At 62.1% G+C, this 14597-nt stretch carries 14 protein-coding genes; 8 read left to right on the plus strand and 6 right to left on the minus strand.

Annotated features, from left to right (window positions below):
* Positions 1–6 precede the first annotated feature (6 nt).
* The 5 genes from IB264_RS07580 to IB264_RS07600 all read right to left on the minus strand — a co-directional run bounded on the left by IB264_RS07580 (position 7) and on the right by IB264_RS07600 (position 4920).
* The gene (locus IB264_RS07580; protein ID WP_057224411.1) at positions 7–444 is read right to left on the minus strand and encodes a DUF1801 domain-containing protein; all 438 of its coding nucleotides are present in this window, start codon (positions 442–444) and stop codon (positions 7–9) included.
* Positions 441–1301, minus strand: a complete 861-nt coding sequence (locus tag IB264_RS07585; RefSeq protein WP_057224413.1) for a GyrI-like domain-containing protein — start codon at positions 1299–1301, stop codon at positions 441–443. The genes IB264_RS07580 and IB264_RS07585 overlap by 4 nt, the downstream gene beginning before the upstream one ends.
* 169 nt (positions 1302–1470) lie before the next feature.
* Positions 1471–2175, minus strand: coding sequence for a DUF899 family protein (locus IB264_RS07590; protein WP_057224415.1), 705 nt, complete (start codon positions 2173–2175; stop codon positions 1471–1473).
* A gap of 155 nt (positions 2176–2330) precedes the next feature.
* On the minus strand, positions 2331–3086 hold the full coding sequence (locus IB264_RS07595; protein WP_057224417.1) for an alpha/beta fold hydrolase: 756 nt from the start codon (positions 3084–3086) through the stop codon (positions 2331–2333).
* A gap of 58 nt (positions 3087–3144) precedes the next feature.
* Complete coding sequence (locus IB264_RS07600) at positions 3145–4920, minus strand: cytochrome c biogenesis protein DipZ (RefSeq protein WP_057224419.1); 1776 nt, start codon at positions 4918–4920, stop codon at positions 3145–3147.
* A 356-nt stretch (positions 4921–5276) separates the two neighbouring features.
* Between IB264_RS07600 and IB264_RS07605 the strand changes: the two genes are divergently transcribed.
* The 5 genes from IB264_RS07605 to IB264_RS07625 all read left to right on the plus strand — a co-directional run bounded on the left by IB264_RS07605 (position 5277) and on the right by IB264_RS07625 (position 9438).
* A complete protein-coding gene (locus IB264_RS07605) occupies positions 5277–6329 on the plus strand; it encodes an alpha/beta fold hydrolase (RefSeq protein ID WP_057207590.1) in 1053 nt (350 codons plus the stop codon).
* A 119-nt stretch (positions 6330–6448) separates the two neighbouring features.
* Positions 6449–7189 carry a response regulator gene (locus IB264_RS07610; protein ID WP_057207589.1) on the plus strand — a complete coding sequence of 247 codons (741 nt, stop codon included), beginning with the start codon at positions 6449–6451 and terminating at the stop codon, positions 7187–7189.
* The gene (locus tag IB264_RS07615; protein ID WP_057224421.1) at positions 7186–8508 is read left to right on the plus strand and encodes a HAMP domain-containing sensor histidine kinase; all 1323 of its coding nucleotides are present in this window, start codon (positions 7186–7188) and stop codon (positions 8506–8508) included. The genes IB264_RS07610 and IB264_RS07615 overlap by 4 nt, the downstream gene beginning before the upstream one ends.
* Before the next feature lie 272 nt (positions 8509–8780).
* Positions 8781–9197, plus strand: a complete 417-nt coding sequence (locus IB264_RS07620) for an organic hydroperoxide resistance protein (RefSeq protein WP_057224423.1) — start codon at positions 8781–8783, stop codon at positions 9195–9197.
* A gap of 82 nt (positions 9198–9279) precedes the next feature.
* The gene (locus IB264_RS07625; protein ID WP_164474920.1) at positions 9280–9438 is read left to right on the plus strand and encodes a hypothetical protein; all 159 of its coding nucleotides are present in this window, start codon (positions 9280–9282) and stop codon (positions 9436–9438) included.
* A 71-nt stretch (positions 9439–9509) separates the two neighbouring features.
* Here the strand turns inward: IB264_RS07625 and IB264_RS07630 are convergent, their stop codons facing one another.
* Entirely contained in the window at positions 9510–10892 is a 1383-nt protein-coding gene (locus tag IB264_RS07630) for a nucleobase:cation symporter-2 family protein (protein WP_192433245.1), read from the minus strand.
* 371 nt (positions 10893–11263) lie between these two features.
* On the opposite strand from IB264_RS07630, the gene IB264_RS07635 reads away from it, so the two are divergent.
* The 3 genes from IB264_RS07635 to IB264_RS07645 all read left to right on the plus strand — a co-directional run bounded on the left by IB264_RS07635 (position 11264) and on the right by IB264_RS07645 (position 14536).
* Positions 11264–11632, plus strand: a complete 369-nt coding sequence (locus IB264_RS07635; protein ID WP_057224427.1) for a hypothetical protein — start codon at positions 11264–11266, stop codon at positions 11630–11632.
* A gap of 360 nt (positions 11633–11992) precedes the next feature.
* Complete coding sequence (locus IB264_RS07640) at positions 11993–13516, plus strand: sugar ABC transporter ATP-binding protein (protein ID WP_057224429.1); 1524 nt, start codon at positions 11993–11995, stop codon at positions 13514–13516.
* Positions 13517–13531: 15 nt separating this feature from the next.
* Positions 13532–14536, plus strand: coding sequence for an ABC transporter permease (locus tag IB264_RS07645; RefSeq protein ID WP_025429471.1), 1005 nt, complete (start codon positions 13532–13534; stop codon positions 14534–14536).
* The last annotated feature ends 61 nt before the right edge of the window (positions 14537–14597 follow it).

The following is a 14597-nucleotide window of genomic DNA, read 5'->3' on the forward strand; positions in this document are numbered from 1 at the left end:
GGCTCGTCAGCTCGTCAATGTCGTGGGCAAGATCGTCGCGCGTCGGTGATAGGTCAATGCTGCCCGCAGGCACAGCGCCAGCGGTCCTTTCGGCAAATCCCCTGTGGTGGGGATGAGGAGGGCGCGATTGCCCTCGAAGGTGAAATCATCGGCAAAGTGAATGCGGAAGGTTTCGACGAGCGTCGTCCTGCAGTTGAAGAATACGGCACATCGTTCCGGCGCCGATTCGGCGACGCCGAGACGGATGGTCGTTCCGTTTTTGCTTGCCTGCGTAAGATAGGCCGGCTCTCCCCATTTCAGCGTTTCCGTCAGCGGCCCCACGCCTTCGGTCTCGGCTGCAACCATATAGATGAGGTCGCGAACCTGCAGAAGGCGCGCTCGTATCGCTGCGGCGTGTTGCGCAAGCACCTCGGCGACGGCGGATGGAACGGGTGGGGTCGTCATGGCGTGCTTTTCAGCGGCAGATGAATGTCGGTTCGCAATTCGCTCTGGGGCACCAGGCGCGGATCGTTGAGATAGTCTTCGAAGACCGGCGCATCGTCGGGCTCATGCCCGGATCCGGGCAGCCACACGCCGAGGAACCAGCGATAGGCACCGCGCATTGCCGCATAGGGACCGGTGTAACTCAGTCTAGCGTAGGGGCCCCCACGCAGGACCGTTTCGGTCAACGGCAGGTCGAAGGTGATTGGACCGGCAATCGGCATGCTGGCGCGAGAGCGCAAGTCCTGCTCAGACCCGAGGTCGGGGTCGTCGAAGAATACCCCGATCATCTCCGGTCGGTCCGGCAATGCCCCACGGGCCGCGAGTTCGGTAAAGAGCCGCGCCATCGCACGGTCGATTTCCATGTAGGAGCCCCGGTGGGCGATCGACGCACACCGTCGCTCGGGCAGGGTGACGACGCTCACCGGGAATCCGTTCGTGTCGCCTGCGGCATTGGCCGCCCTGAAGGCGTCGTGCGGACCATTTTCCCGATAGGCGGCGGGCGTCATGCTAAAAGCATCCTTGAAAGCCCGCCCAAATGTGTCGACCGAGGCATACCCAGCGCGATCGGCGACGATCCTGACCTCAAGATCGGAATTGGCCAGCCGGTCGGCAGCGCGCTGCAGCCGGAGTCTGCGAATGGTCGACGCTATGGTCTCGCCGCGCATGGCCGAGTAGATCCGGCTCCAGTGATAGGAGGAGAGGCAGGCGACGTCGGCCAGTTCGTCGAAGGAAATGTCCTCTTCCAGATGAGCATAGACATGGTCGATGACCCTGTTCATCCGTGCGTTGTAGCTCGCCTGTGTCAGTGCCTTGCGCATCGCTGTCCTCACGGCTCTCCAAACAACGAGAAGATTTGCACGAAGTGGACCGGCAAATCTTGCGGATTTGAAGATCTTGCCGACGCAACCGCCACTATTTGTCGCCCAAATGCGTCCCGCCAGCTTCGCGGCCCGTCCACGACATCCATTGCCGCCGTGACGATGATCGTCAGTAGCTGAGCTTCGGATACCAGTCCGTGCCGCGGCCCTCCGGCGTCAGATCCAGGATCGACCAGAGCGAGGCGATGTCCGGCGCCTCTCTCGGATCTTGGCCGGGGTCGGCCATCTCCGTCGTCATCTCGCTTGCCCAGAAGAGCCTGACGGCGTTGCCTTTACGTTTGAAGACGCCAAGCGCCGGATTTTCGCTTCCGTCCGCATTGATGAGGCCGAGATCCCGAGCATAGTCGTCGCCGACCGTCTGGACGAAATCGAGGTCTCGCCAGCCACGCTCCTGGGCAAACGCCAGCTGGCGCTCGACGGAGCTGCGGCCGAAGATCTTCAGCGCCACCCGCTGCTTGATATCGGCGGCGTTGCCGTTCACCGCGCCGAGCCAGTTCGTGCACATCGGGCAGGGGCGCGCGCGCTGCGGCCCGTACATCCAGAAATAGGCGACGAGCGTCTGTTTGTCGCCGAAGAGGTCGAGCAGGCCGATGTCGTTGCCGTTGGCATCCTTGAAGCGATAATTCTTTTCAATCACCGGCCCATCCGGCAGCAACCGCCGCTGCTCGACCAGCCGCGTCATCTGCCGCCGGAACTCGATTTCTTCGCGCAGCAAAGCCTGCCGCGCCTTTCTGTACTCAGCCGTTTCGCCGGGAAAGGGCGATTTGCCCTTGGCTGCGAGATCCGGCGCCGGAACGAGTTGATCGAAGCTCATGTCCTTGCCCTCGTTTTATCGATCCCAACTAACGGCTTCGAGCCGTCCAGGTTCCCGAACGAGTGAAGGAATGCTCGGCCGGGCGCTGCAACGCCCGGACCAGCTGCGATAAACGCGGCAGTCAGATGTTTGCACGTCAGTTGCCGTGCATCGACTTACTGGCCGAGCTGTTTGGCTGCCTTTTCGATGACATCAGCAACCATCTCCGGCTGAGAGGCAAAGACGGCATGGCTCGCCTTGATCTCCGTCACCTCGCTGTTTGCCCGCTTGGCCATGTCGCGCTCGAGATCGGGATTGATCGCGCGATCCTGCGTCGCCACGATCGACCAGCTCTTCTTGGTTCGCCAGGCCGGATCGCCGACCTTGGACGAAAACGCCGCCTTGGCGGCAAAGACCTGAGATTTTGCAAGGAATGCCGCTTCGTCCTTCGGAAGGTCAGCAGCGAAATCGGCGGCGAAGGCGCTCGGGTCGAGATAGAGGTATTTTCCGTCCTTGGTCTCCCTGATGTTCATGCCGCCCGCCGGTTTGGAGCTGGCAAGGGCGAGCAGACTTTCGCCCTTGTCGGGCTGGAAGGCGGCGACATAGACGAGGCCTGCGACGTCGGCACGGTTGCCGGCTTCGGTGATGACGATGCCGCCATAGCTGTGCCCGACGAGCAAGGTCGGACCATCCTGCAGATCGAGCACGCGGTCGGTGGCGGCAACGTCATCCGCCAGCGACGTGATGGGCTGTTGAACGATCGTCACGCCATAGCCCCGCTTCTCGAGAATTTCCGTTGCCTGGCGCCAGCCGGAGCCATCGGCCAGTGCGCCGTGAACGATGACGATATTCTTGACCTCGGCTGCCTGGGCCGCAAAGGCAATCGCGCTGGTGAAGAGGGCGAGCGCGAGGGTGGAAAGATGACGGTTCATGGATTTCACTCCTTGTCGGGTTGATGGCGATTGGCAGGTTTGAACATGTCTCGAGGTCTCAGCCGAAGGTGAAGGCGTAGGCCTGAACGCCTGGGTCAAAGAACCGGATGCTGAAGTTGCGCGCCGAGACGTCGCCTGCCTGGCGCACCAGCTGATAAAGCCTTGTTGCCGTGACCGTGCCGTTTCCATTGGCGTCGATATCGGCGCCGTGGTCCTTGCCCGGCGCCTTGCCGTCGATGGTCACCTGAAAGCGGACCGGCTTTCCGGCCGCTCCCGGCCCAAGAACGAGATGCAGGTCGCGGGCGCTGAAACGCGAGGCGATGCCGCCTCCCGGCTCGTCGAGCGTTGCCTGTTCCGGGCCGACGGTCCAGGTGCCGGTGAGGCCCCATTCGTTGAGACCCGGTTCGGCGACCGTGTATTTGCGCGCCGCATCGGCGCTCAGGCTCTCGTTGGAGGCGAAGTTCGAAGCGCGCTGGTATCCGAGATAGGTTTCGCTCGAGCGGATATTGTTGAGGTCGGCGCCGAGTTCAGCGCCCTTGGTCTCGGGCACTACCGGCCTGCTCGCCGCCATGTCGCTACCGGCTTCTCTGAGCAGGTCCTGGATGGCCTTCTCCGTCTGCGGGTAATTGCCCTCGCCGAAATGATGGTAGCGGATCTGCCCCTTGGCATCGATCAGGTAATGGGCCGGCCAGTAGCTGTTCTCGAAGGCGCGCCAGATGCGGTAGTCGTTGTCGATGGCGACGGGATAGCCGATGTTGAAATCGCTGACCGCCTTGCGGACATTGTCGATCTTCTTCTCGAAGGCGAATTCAGGCGCATGCACGCCGATGACGACGAGGCCTTGATCCCGGTATTTTTCCGCCCACGCGCGGACATAGGGGACGGTGCGAATGCAGTTGATACAGGAATAGGTCCAGAAATCGACGAGCACCACCTTCCCCCGCAAGGCTTCCGCGGTGAGCGGCGGCGAGTTCAGCCACTCCACCGCTCCATCAAGCGATGGTGCAGCGCCTTCGACGGGCAGGTCGCTTTGAAAGGGGCGGGTCGTATCGGCCGATGCGACGTCCACGCCCTTGTCGGCAGCCGCGGAGAATGGTCCGCCAGCGGCTTTGGTATCGAGCTTTTCGAGCACGGTCTGTTCCAGGGATGCCGTGCTGGCGTAGGAAAGCTGGGCCAGCAAGCCGGTATCGAGGCCGAGCGCGATTGCCGCAACGCCGGCGAGCACCGCGGCACCCAGGACCTGGCGAATGCGCTCGCTGATCCCCAGCGACCGCTTCATGGCGGCGAAAACCTTTCCGCCGACAAACATGGCTGTGGCAAGCGAGGTGGCCGCACCGGCAGCATAGGCAAGCAGCAGGAATGTCGTCGCAAGATTGGCACCCTGCAGTGCCGCGCCGGTCAGGACCAGACCAAGGATGGGCCCGGCGCAAGGGGCCCAGAGCAGGCCGGTCGCGATGCCGAGAACAAACGAACCGGCCACATCGGGCGTCGCGCGCCCATGGCCGGTGGCCCTCATCAGGCGGTTGCCGAAATCGACGACGGGCTGTGAAAGCGCGCTGGCGATCCGCGGTGACAGCAGGCTTGCGCCAAACGCCGCAAGCAAGGCAATCGCGGCAATGCGGCCATATTCGTTGGCATGGATGGCCCAGCTGCCGCCGATGGCTGCCAGGGTGGCGACAAGCGCAAAGGTGATGGCCATGCCGGCAAGCATCGGCAGCGTGCTTCGGAGGAAGGACTGTTCGGCGCGTGCGAAAACGAAAGGCAGGATAGGCAGGATGCACGGACTGAAGATCGTCAGCGCGCCTCCGAGATAGGCTATGATGAGAAGCGTCATCATCGTTTCCTTTGAACCGATTGATCGGGCTCTGGACGGCGATGTGCCTTGACCAGCAACGGATACGCATCTGGTCTTTGCGACGTATCCCGCATGTGTCCGCTCAGGTATGAAAATGTACCGGGATGTAGGCGTAGCCCGGCCTGCTACAGAGCGATACAAATCGGCTGCCGATGATCAGCCATCAGACACGCGCCGGCGGATCGAGTTGGCTGGTCGCAAGGCGTCTTTGTATCAGACTGTATCCGGGCGGGTCGGCGCTACATTGGTATTCAAGATCGGGCGGGCGCGACACACGCAGGATACAAGCGGCCCGTCTTTCTCCCATTGTGCTTGGGTTCAAAAAGGAGAGGCCGATGTCTGACGAAATCAACCATGAACGCCGCAAGTTTTTCGGGGTGGCTGCCATGACCATTGCTGCGGTCGAGCTTGGCATGGCGGGTGCCGCGATGGCGCAGTCGGGGCAAGCGTCCGCCGCACGGCTGCCTGACATCAAGCCCGGCACACACACCTCCTTTGCCGCACTCAAGCAGATCCGGGCCGGCGTGCTCGAAGTCGGCTACGCGGAGGCAGGTCCCGCCGATGGGCCGGCTGTTCTGCTGCTGCACGGCTGGCCCTATGACATTCATACCTATGTCGACGTCGCGCCCTTGCTTGCTCAAGCCGGCTACCGCGTGATCGTGCCTTACCTGCGCGGTTACGGAACGACGCACTTCCTTTCGCCGGATACGCCGCGCAACGGCCAGCAATCGGCGATCGCTGCGGATATGATCGCCTTGATGGATGCGCTGGGCATCGAAAAGGCGGTGCTTGGCGGTTGCGACTGGGGCGCACGCACGGTCAATATCATGGCAGCACTTTGGCCGGAGCGCTGCAAGGCGATGGTCTCTGTGAGCGGCTATCTCATCGGAAGCCAGGAAATCAACAGGAAGCCATTGTCGCCCAGCGCCGAGCTTGCCTGGTGGTACCAGTTCTATTTCGCCACCGAGCGCGGGCGGCTGGGCTATGAGGAGAATCGGCGCGCCTTTGCCAAGCTGATCTGGCAGACCGCCTCGCCCACCTGGAAATTCGATGATGCGACCTTCGAGCGTTCGGCTGAAGCCTTCGACAATCCCGACCATGTCGCCGTCGTCGTCGACAATTATCGCTGGCGATTGAGCCTGGCGGAAGGCGAACGCAAATACGACGCTTACGAAAAGCGGCTTGCCGCGGGACCGAAGATCTCGGTTCCCACCATCACGCTGGAAGGTGATGCCAACGGCGCGCCGCATCCGCAGCCTGCCGCCTATGCCGGCAAATTTTCGGGAAAGTACGAACATCGCACCGTCAGCGGCGGCATCGGGCATAACCTGCCGCAGGAAGCGCCGCAGGCGTTCGCACAGGCGGTTATGGACGTGGATCGTTTTTAGACCGACGATAGTCGGCAACAGGGCGCGCGACCTTGTGGATGCCTGCCTCGCGCAAGCCGCCTTGGGTCTAAAGGCATCAGGCGCTGTGGCCGAGTGCATAGGGGAGTGGGAAGTCGGATATGGAACACGTCGATCACATCCTGATCGTCGACGACGATCGCGAAATTCGCGAGCTGGTGTCGAGCTATCTAAGGAAGAACGGGCTGCGCACGGCCGTTGCCGCGGATGGCCGCCAGATGCGCGCCTTTCTGGAAGCCAACACCGTCGATCTGATCGTGCTCGATGTGATGATGCCCGGCGACGACGGACTGGTCCTCTGCCGGGAGCTGCGCGCCGGCAAGCACAAGGCGACGCCGATCCTGATGCTGACGGCTCGCAGCGATGAGATGGACAGGATCATCGGCCTGGAAATGGGAGCGGACGACTATCTGCCCAAGCCATTTGCTGCGCGCGAGCTCTTGGCACGCATCAAGGCGGTGCTGCGCCGAACCCGAATGCTGCCTCCGAACCTGCAGATCACTGAGGCGGGTCAATTGCTGACCTTCGGCGACTGGCAGCTCGACACGGTCGGCCGCCGCCTTCTCGACAGGCAGGGCACGGAGATCGCCTTGAGTGGTGCCGAATACCGGCTGCTGCGTGTCTTCATCGATCATCCGCAGCGCGTGCTCAACCGTGATCAGCTTCTCAATCTGACCCAGGGGCGCGACGCCGAGCTGTTCGATCGCTCGATCGATCTTCTCGTCAGCCGTCTGCGCCAGCGGCTCGGTGACGATGCGCGTGAGCCGACCTACATCAAGACGCTGCGCAGCGAAGGTTACGTCTTTTCCGTTCCGGTCGAGATCTCGGAGCCCAGGCAATGAGCTTGGGCGTCACATCGGCTGCAAGTTGGTATTGGCCGAGCACCTTACGCGCTCGGCTTTTTCTCGTTCTCCTCCTGGGTCTCGCGATCGCCTATGGCCTTTCTTTCAGCGTCCTGTTTCTCGAACGCTACATGTCGGCGAAGGCAGTCATGCTCGGCACGCTCGAAACCGATGTTGCCACATCGATTGCCATTCTCGATCGGCTGCCGGCGAGCGAGCGAGCGGCTTGGCTCGGTCGTCTCAGCCGCGGCAGCTATCGTTTCGTGCTGGGGCCCGGCCTTCCCGGCGTGCCGGATCTCACCACCCGTGGTGCGGAGATCGCTACCAAGATCGAGGAGGCGGCCGGGCATCGCTTTCCGCTGCACGTGGAGGCGATCCCAGGTGACGACAAGAGATTGCAGGCCCACCTGACGCTCAGCGACGGCGCGCCCCTGACGATAGACGTGACGCCACGGGGCGTCATGCCGATCGCCGAATGGCTGCCTTACGTGCTGGCGACCCAGATGGCGCTTCTGCTCCTTTGCGTCTGGTTTGCCGTGCATCAGGTCATCCGCCCTTTGAGCGACCTTGCCGCTGCCGCCGATGCGCTGGACCCGAACAGGAAGGCCGCGCCGTTGAGCGAGACCGGCCCACGCGAAGTCGCGCATGCCGCCCGGGCCTTCAATGCCATGCGCGACAGGATCGCCCACTATCTCGAAGAGCGCGTGCAGATCCTTGCCGCCATTTCCCACGATCTCCAGACGCCGATCACGCGCATGCGGCTTCGCGCCGACATGGCGGATGAAACGCCTGAAAGGGACAAGTTGGTGCAGGATCTCCGCGAGATCGAACGACTGGTTCAGGACGGTATTGCTTACGCCCGAAGTGCGCACGGCAATGTCGAGAAGACTTCCCGCATCGACCTCGCATCCTTTATCGACAGCCTGGCCTATGATTATCAGGACACCGGAAAGTCCGTGGCCGTCGTCAGTGCCGTTGACGGGACAATACCCGTCAAGCCGCTTGCGTTGCGCCGGATCCTCTCCAACTTCATCGACAACGCGCTGAAATTTGCCGGCGCTGCCGAGATCAGTGTCGAGCGACGGGAAAATGGCGAGGTCGCCATCACGGTGTTGGATCGGGGGCCGGGCATTCCGGACGACATGCTCGAGGCTGCCATGCAGCCGTTCTTCAGGCTCGAGCAATCCCGCAATCGGGAGACGGGCGGCACCGGGCTCGGACTTGCGATCGCCCAGCAACTGGCAGGGGCCATTGGCGGCTCGGTGCGGCTCTACAATCGCGCCGGCGGCGGTTTGGCGGCGGAGGTCGTCATCCGCTGATATCGCGGTCAAAGTTCGCCGAAGCGGTTTGTAGCTCTACAGCGCCGCGCGTCTTATCAGACGCGCAAAGGTCGCTGTAGCACTTTGAATTACTGCATGTTTTATCCTCAAATCGAATAGGATTTAAGGAGCCATGCAGTAGGTGTCCGGAGCGACCACCGCTACGCTTTGGTACATTTCCGGCTGTTTCGGAAACATGCCGGATACCTCCGCCGGTCAAATTTCTCTCCGTCAACGCAGTCGCCAGGGGCGACACAATAACGGAGTGTTCCATGACACAGGTCGACAAGGTTCTCTACACCGGCAGGACGCATACCAGCGGCGGTCGCGACGGCGCCGCACGCAGTGATGATGGGCGGCTGGATGTCAAGCTCTCGCCACCGGGAAGCGCCCATGCCGGGACCAATCCCGAGCAACTCTTTGCGGCCGCATGGTCGGCCTGTTTCATCGGCGCCATCGGTAAAGCGGCGGGAAAGCGCGACGTCAAGCTTCCTGGAGATCTCTCCGTGGCTGCCGAGGTTGATCTCGGATCGACCAACGGCGCCTATCTGCTCCAGGCGCGGCTGAAGGTGAACATGCCCGGCATCGAGCGGGAACTGGCGACAGCCCTAGTTGAAGAGGCGCATCAGACCTGCCCCTATTCGAAGGCGACCCGCGGCAACATCAACGTCGAGTTGACGGTCGCCTAAAACGATGAAAGCTCGCCGCGTCGCGGCGAGCTTTCATGGAAATGGAATGGGCGATGCTTGCGCATCGCCATCGGAGGATCCAATGAAGCTGATGATCATCATCGCACTTGGAGCGGCGGTTTTTGCAGCACCGTGTATCTATGATGTGAGCTCGCAAGAACCTTCGCCCTTGATAGGCCTGTTTGCTGCGGCTTCCACGATTGAGGGTGCCACCGTCAATTTCGCGCCGAGCAGGCACTGACCTCTCGAAGGTGACCCCAACCGGCCCCGCTCGTGCGAGCGGGGCCGGTTGGGGTGGCGATCCCCTTGTTGTCAGTCGATGACTTCTTCCTGGCGCTCGGGCAGAAGCCAGTTGAGGAAGACCGCGCAGATGCCGCCGGTTGCCACGCCCGATTCCAGTACGTCCGCGAGCGCCCGGGGCATATGCGTGACGAACTCGGGAACCTGAGAGACGCCGAGCCCGAGGGCAAGCGAGATGGCGATGATCAGAAGCGTGCGGCGGTCCAGATGAACGCCGGCGAGGATGTTGATGCCGGAGGCGGCAACCGCGCCGAACATGACGATGACGGCACCGCCGAGGACCGGTTCCGGCACGGCCTGGATGACGCCGGCAACCGTCGGGAACAGCCCGAGCAGGACCAGCGCGGCGGCGATGTAGATGCCGACGTGACGGCTGGCGACGCCGGTCAATTGAATGATGCCGTTGTTCTGCGCAAACACCGAGCTTGGGAAGGTGTTGAAGATGCCCGCCAGCAGCGAGTTCACGCCGTTGACGAGAACGCCGCCCTTGATCCTCTCCATCCAAAGCGGACCTTCGATCGGCTGGCGCGAGATCTTGCTGGTGGCGGTGATGTCGCCGATCGCCTCAAGCGACGTGACGAGATAGATGACCACCATCGGCGCAAACAGCGACCACGAGAAGTCGACGCCGAAATGAAACGGCACCGGCGCCTGGAACCAGGCTGCCTGATGCACGCCGGCAAAGTCGAGGCGACCCATCCATGCCGCCAGCAGATAACCGGCGGCGAGCGCCAGCATGATGGCGCTACTGCGGACCCAGACGACCGGAATGCGGTTGAGCGCAATGGTAAGCCCAAGCACGACGCCTGACAGCAGCAGGTTTTCGCCGTTGGCAAAGGTGCCCTGCGACATTGCGGCAAAACCTCCGCCCATGCTGATCAGGCCGACCTTGATCAAGGTAAGGCCGATCATCAGGACGACGATGCCGGTGACGAGAGGGGTAATCAGGCGCTTGACGAAGGGCAGCACGCGCGAAATGCCCATTTCGATGAAGGAGCCGGCGATGACGACGCCGAATATGCACGCCATCACGGTTTCGACCGGCGTCCCCTGCTTCACCATCAACACACCACCGGCAATCAACGGGCCGACGAAGTTGAAGCTTGTTCCCTGAACGATCAGCAGGCCCGCGCCGAGCGGGCCGAAACGGCGACATTGAACGAAGGTTGCGATCCCCGAGATGACCAAGGACATCGACACGATCATGTTCGTGTCGCGAAGAGAGACACCGAGTGCCTGGCAGATCAGCAGGCCTGGCGTGACGATCGGCACGATGATTGCCAGCAAATGCTGCAGCGCTGCAAGAAAGGCGATCGGCGGCGAGGGGCGATCGTCGAGGCCGAGCACGAGTTCGGTCGGCCGCGTCGGCGCGGCGGTGGGATTGTGTATGTTCATGTGCGTCGACCCATGGTCAGGGTCCCGAGCAGGTTCGGCGTGCGCGATTTCGAAGTCCGTCGGTCGGCTGAAAGTTTCGACATTGTTCCTCCCTTGTCGATCGCCGAATGTCTCGAAACATTCGGTGCGGCGCCCGCCGTCCTCCAACGTTGGGTGCGCGGCGAAAGCTAGCTGAATTCGACGTTTCTCATTCACAAGAAATACGTGAAGCTGTTTCGCTGGTGCTCAGCGCAATCATGCGGCGTGCCGCCGGCCCGCCCTGCAAGACCCAAGTCTGATGCAAGATCTTGCCGTCGACAGATCGCGCCCATTGACCTCAACTATGCTTGAGTTTCTATAAGGCACTCCGTACAGCGCTATGGAGAAGCATGATGACCGACCAATTGCTCTTTCGAAATGTCATGAAGATCAAAGCCGGGCATCTGCAGCCCTTCCGTGAAGCGGTGCGGGCAGCGGTCGACTTCGTGGAAGAGAACGCTCCGCAATTGATGGTCCGCACGTTCATCGACGAGACAGAAATGCGGGCGGTCAGCTACCAGCTCTACCGAAATTCCGCCGATGTCCTGCGCCACTGGCAGATGTCGGATGCGCATATTCAGAGCGTGTCTGCGCATTGCACCGTCGAAAAATTCGAAGTCTACGGCGATCCGAGCGAGGAGGTGGCGAGAGGCGTGTCCCAGTTCATGGGTGACGGACGTGGCATGATCATGCCACCGCTGAAAGGCTTCTCGCGCTTCTAGGCGCACGCGTATCCGGCCATGCGGCGTGTGCGCCAGATGCCGCCCTTTGACTCCACTCGCGAATGTCGCCTGTCCGTCTGTCTGGAGCCCCGTATCGGGTCGGCTGCGGCTGAGCTTCTCTCTTCCTAAAACCGATCGTCCGTGCTGACGCTGCGCTGCCTCGGGGCTCTCTCTTTGGCTTTTGGCCTCGCCGTTCGAAATCAACAGGCTAAAAAACAAATTCTGATTTACGTACCTCAGAAAATGGGTTAGCAGTACTTCCGGAGGAGTTCTTATGACATTGTTTCGTTGCGTTCGTGCCCGAGCACGGGGCGTGGCGGCCGACCCTATGGGGCTTGGCTTGACGATTGCGGTCGCCACATGACGGCTGCGGCATCCCAGAGTGCGCCACCCGTCCTCGAGGCGAGGGGCATTTCCAAGACGTTTGGCATCGTCGAGGTGCTGCGCGACATCGATGTGTCCGTGCGGCCCGGCGAAGTCCACGCCATCATCGGCGAAAACGGTGCCGGCAAATCCACGCTGATGAAGATCCTGGCCGGCAATCATTTGCCGACACGCGGCGAGCTGGCGATCGATGGAAGGCCGGTGAGCTTTTCCGGCCCCGTCGATGCCGAGCAAGCCGGCATCGTCCTTGTCCACCAGGAAATCCTGCTCGCGCCGGATCTGACGGTGGCGCAGAACATCTATCTCGGTCGCGAACTGCGCAAGGGTCTTTCCGTCGACGACCGGGCCATGAACGATGGTGCGGCCAGAGCGATCCGTGATCTCGGTGCCGATATCGACCCGAGGGCCATCGTACGCCGTCTGTCGATCGCTCAGCGCCAGCTGGTCCAGATCGCGCGGGTGCTGCTGGTGCCGCACCGGGTGGTGATCTTCGACGAGCCGACGGCATCCCTGACGCCGCATGAAACGGACGCACTGCTCAAGGTCATCAAGGATATCCGCGCCAAGGGCGTCGGCGTTCTCTACATTTCGCACCGTCTGCCGGAGGTGAAGGAGATCGCCGACCGGGTGACGGTGCTGCGCGACGGCCGGGTCGTGGCCGCCCACGATGCCGCCGAGTTGCAGCCGGCCGACATGGCGCGGCTGATGGTCGGGCGGGATGTCGCAAAACTCTATCCCGAACGCCACGGTGGGCCCGCGCGCGACGTCGTGCTCGAGATCGAAGATTTTTCGGTACCGGGCTTTGCGCGCAACGCCACCTTTCAATTGCGCAAGGGCGAGATCCTCGGCTTTGCCGGGCTTGTCGGCGCCGGCCGCACCGAGTTGATGGAAGGCATCGCCGGGCTTCGTCCGGGCCATGGCCGGATCAGGCATCACGGCCATGCGGTGAATTTCTCCAGCGTTGAGGCGAGCCTCAAGGCCGGATTGGTCTATCTAAGCGAGGACCGAAAGGGCAAGGGCCTGTTGCTGACCAAGGATCTGAGGGTCAACCTGACGCTCGCGTCGCTGTCCCGCTTCGTCAAAACCCTGCAGATCGACCGCAAGAAGGAAGCCGACGCGCTCGACGGGGCGATCCGCGAGTTCGACATCCGAACCGGCCGCAAGGATATCCTTGCCGGGCAGCTGTCCGGCGGCAACCAGCAGAAGCTGCTGCTTGCCAAAATGATGATGCTCGATCCGGAGATCGTCATCATCGACGAGCCGACGCGCGGCATCGACATCGGCAACAAGGAGCAGATCTACAAATTCATCGCCAAGCTCGCAGAGGAGGGGCGGTCGATCATCGTCGTCTCCTCGGAAATGCCGGAGCTGATCGGCATCTCCGATCGCATCCTGGTCATGCGGGAGGGCCATATCGTCGGCGAAGTTACGGGAGAGAAGATGAACGAAAACGAGATCGTCGTTCTTGCGACAGGCGCCAATACTGGGGAGGCCGCGTAAGCGCGGGAGACGATCATGACGAATGTTGCAACCGAAACGCAGAAGGCGCCGCGAACCTCGCGAGACTGGGACATGGCGGCGATCGCCCCCTTTGTCGCGCTGGCACTGCTGCTCATCCTTGGCTATTTCGCCAACCCGAATTTCATCTCCGTCGCCAACCTGTTGAACGTCATCACCCGCAGCGCCTTCATCGCCATCATCGCGCTGGGTGCGACCTACGTGATCTCCTCCGGCGGGCTCGATCTGTCCGTCGGTTCGATGGTCGCCTTCGTCGCCAGCCTGATGATCCTGTTCATCAACAGCGGCGTCATTGCCGACCCCGTGCTGATGCTGATCTGCGCCGCGATCCTGGCGCTGGTGCTGGGGGCTGCCTGCGGGCTCGTCAACGGGCTCATCACCACCCTCGGCCGGATCGAACCCTTCATCGCCACGCTCGGCACCATGGGCATCTATCGCGGGTTGACCACCTGGCTGTCGCAAGGTGGCGCGATCACCCTACAGGACCGCGAACTGCAGCAGATCTACCGGCCAGTTTATTTCGGATCGGTCGCCGGTGTTCCCGTGCCAATCATCATCATCTTCGTGACGGCCGCGATTGCTGCCTTCGTGCTCTATCGCACGCGTTATGGCCGTCACGTCATTGCGGTCGGCTCCAACGAGGACGTGGCCCGTTACTCCGGCATCTCGGTCAATAAGGTTCGCACCATCGCCTATGTGATCCAGGGCCTCTGCGTCGCCGTCGCCGTGCTGCTCTATGTGCCACGCCTCGGCTCCACATCGGCTACGACGGGCATTCTCTGGGAGCTACAGGCGATCACCGCTGTAGTCGTCGGCGGAACGGCTCTGAGGGGCGGCGTCGGACGTGTCTGGGGCACGGTCTGCGGTGCCTTCATCCTGGAGATCGTCGGCAACATCATGCTGCTTTCGAACTTCGTCAGCGAATACCTGATCGGCGCCATCCAGGGCGCGATCATCATCATCGCCATGCTGGTGCAGCGCTCGCTGATGCGCCGCACGTGAGATTGGCCGGGCCGTTGGGGCGAGCCCGGTTTCATTGCAATCGAGCCCCGTGGAACTCTTG

Origin of the sequence: Ensifer sp. ENS11 (assembly GCF_014851895.1) — a bacterium.
Lineage (GTDB): Bacteria > Pseudomonadota > Alphaproteobacteria > Rhizobiales > Rhizobiaceae > Ensifer > Ensifer canadensis.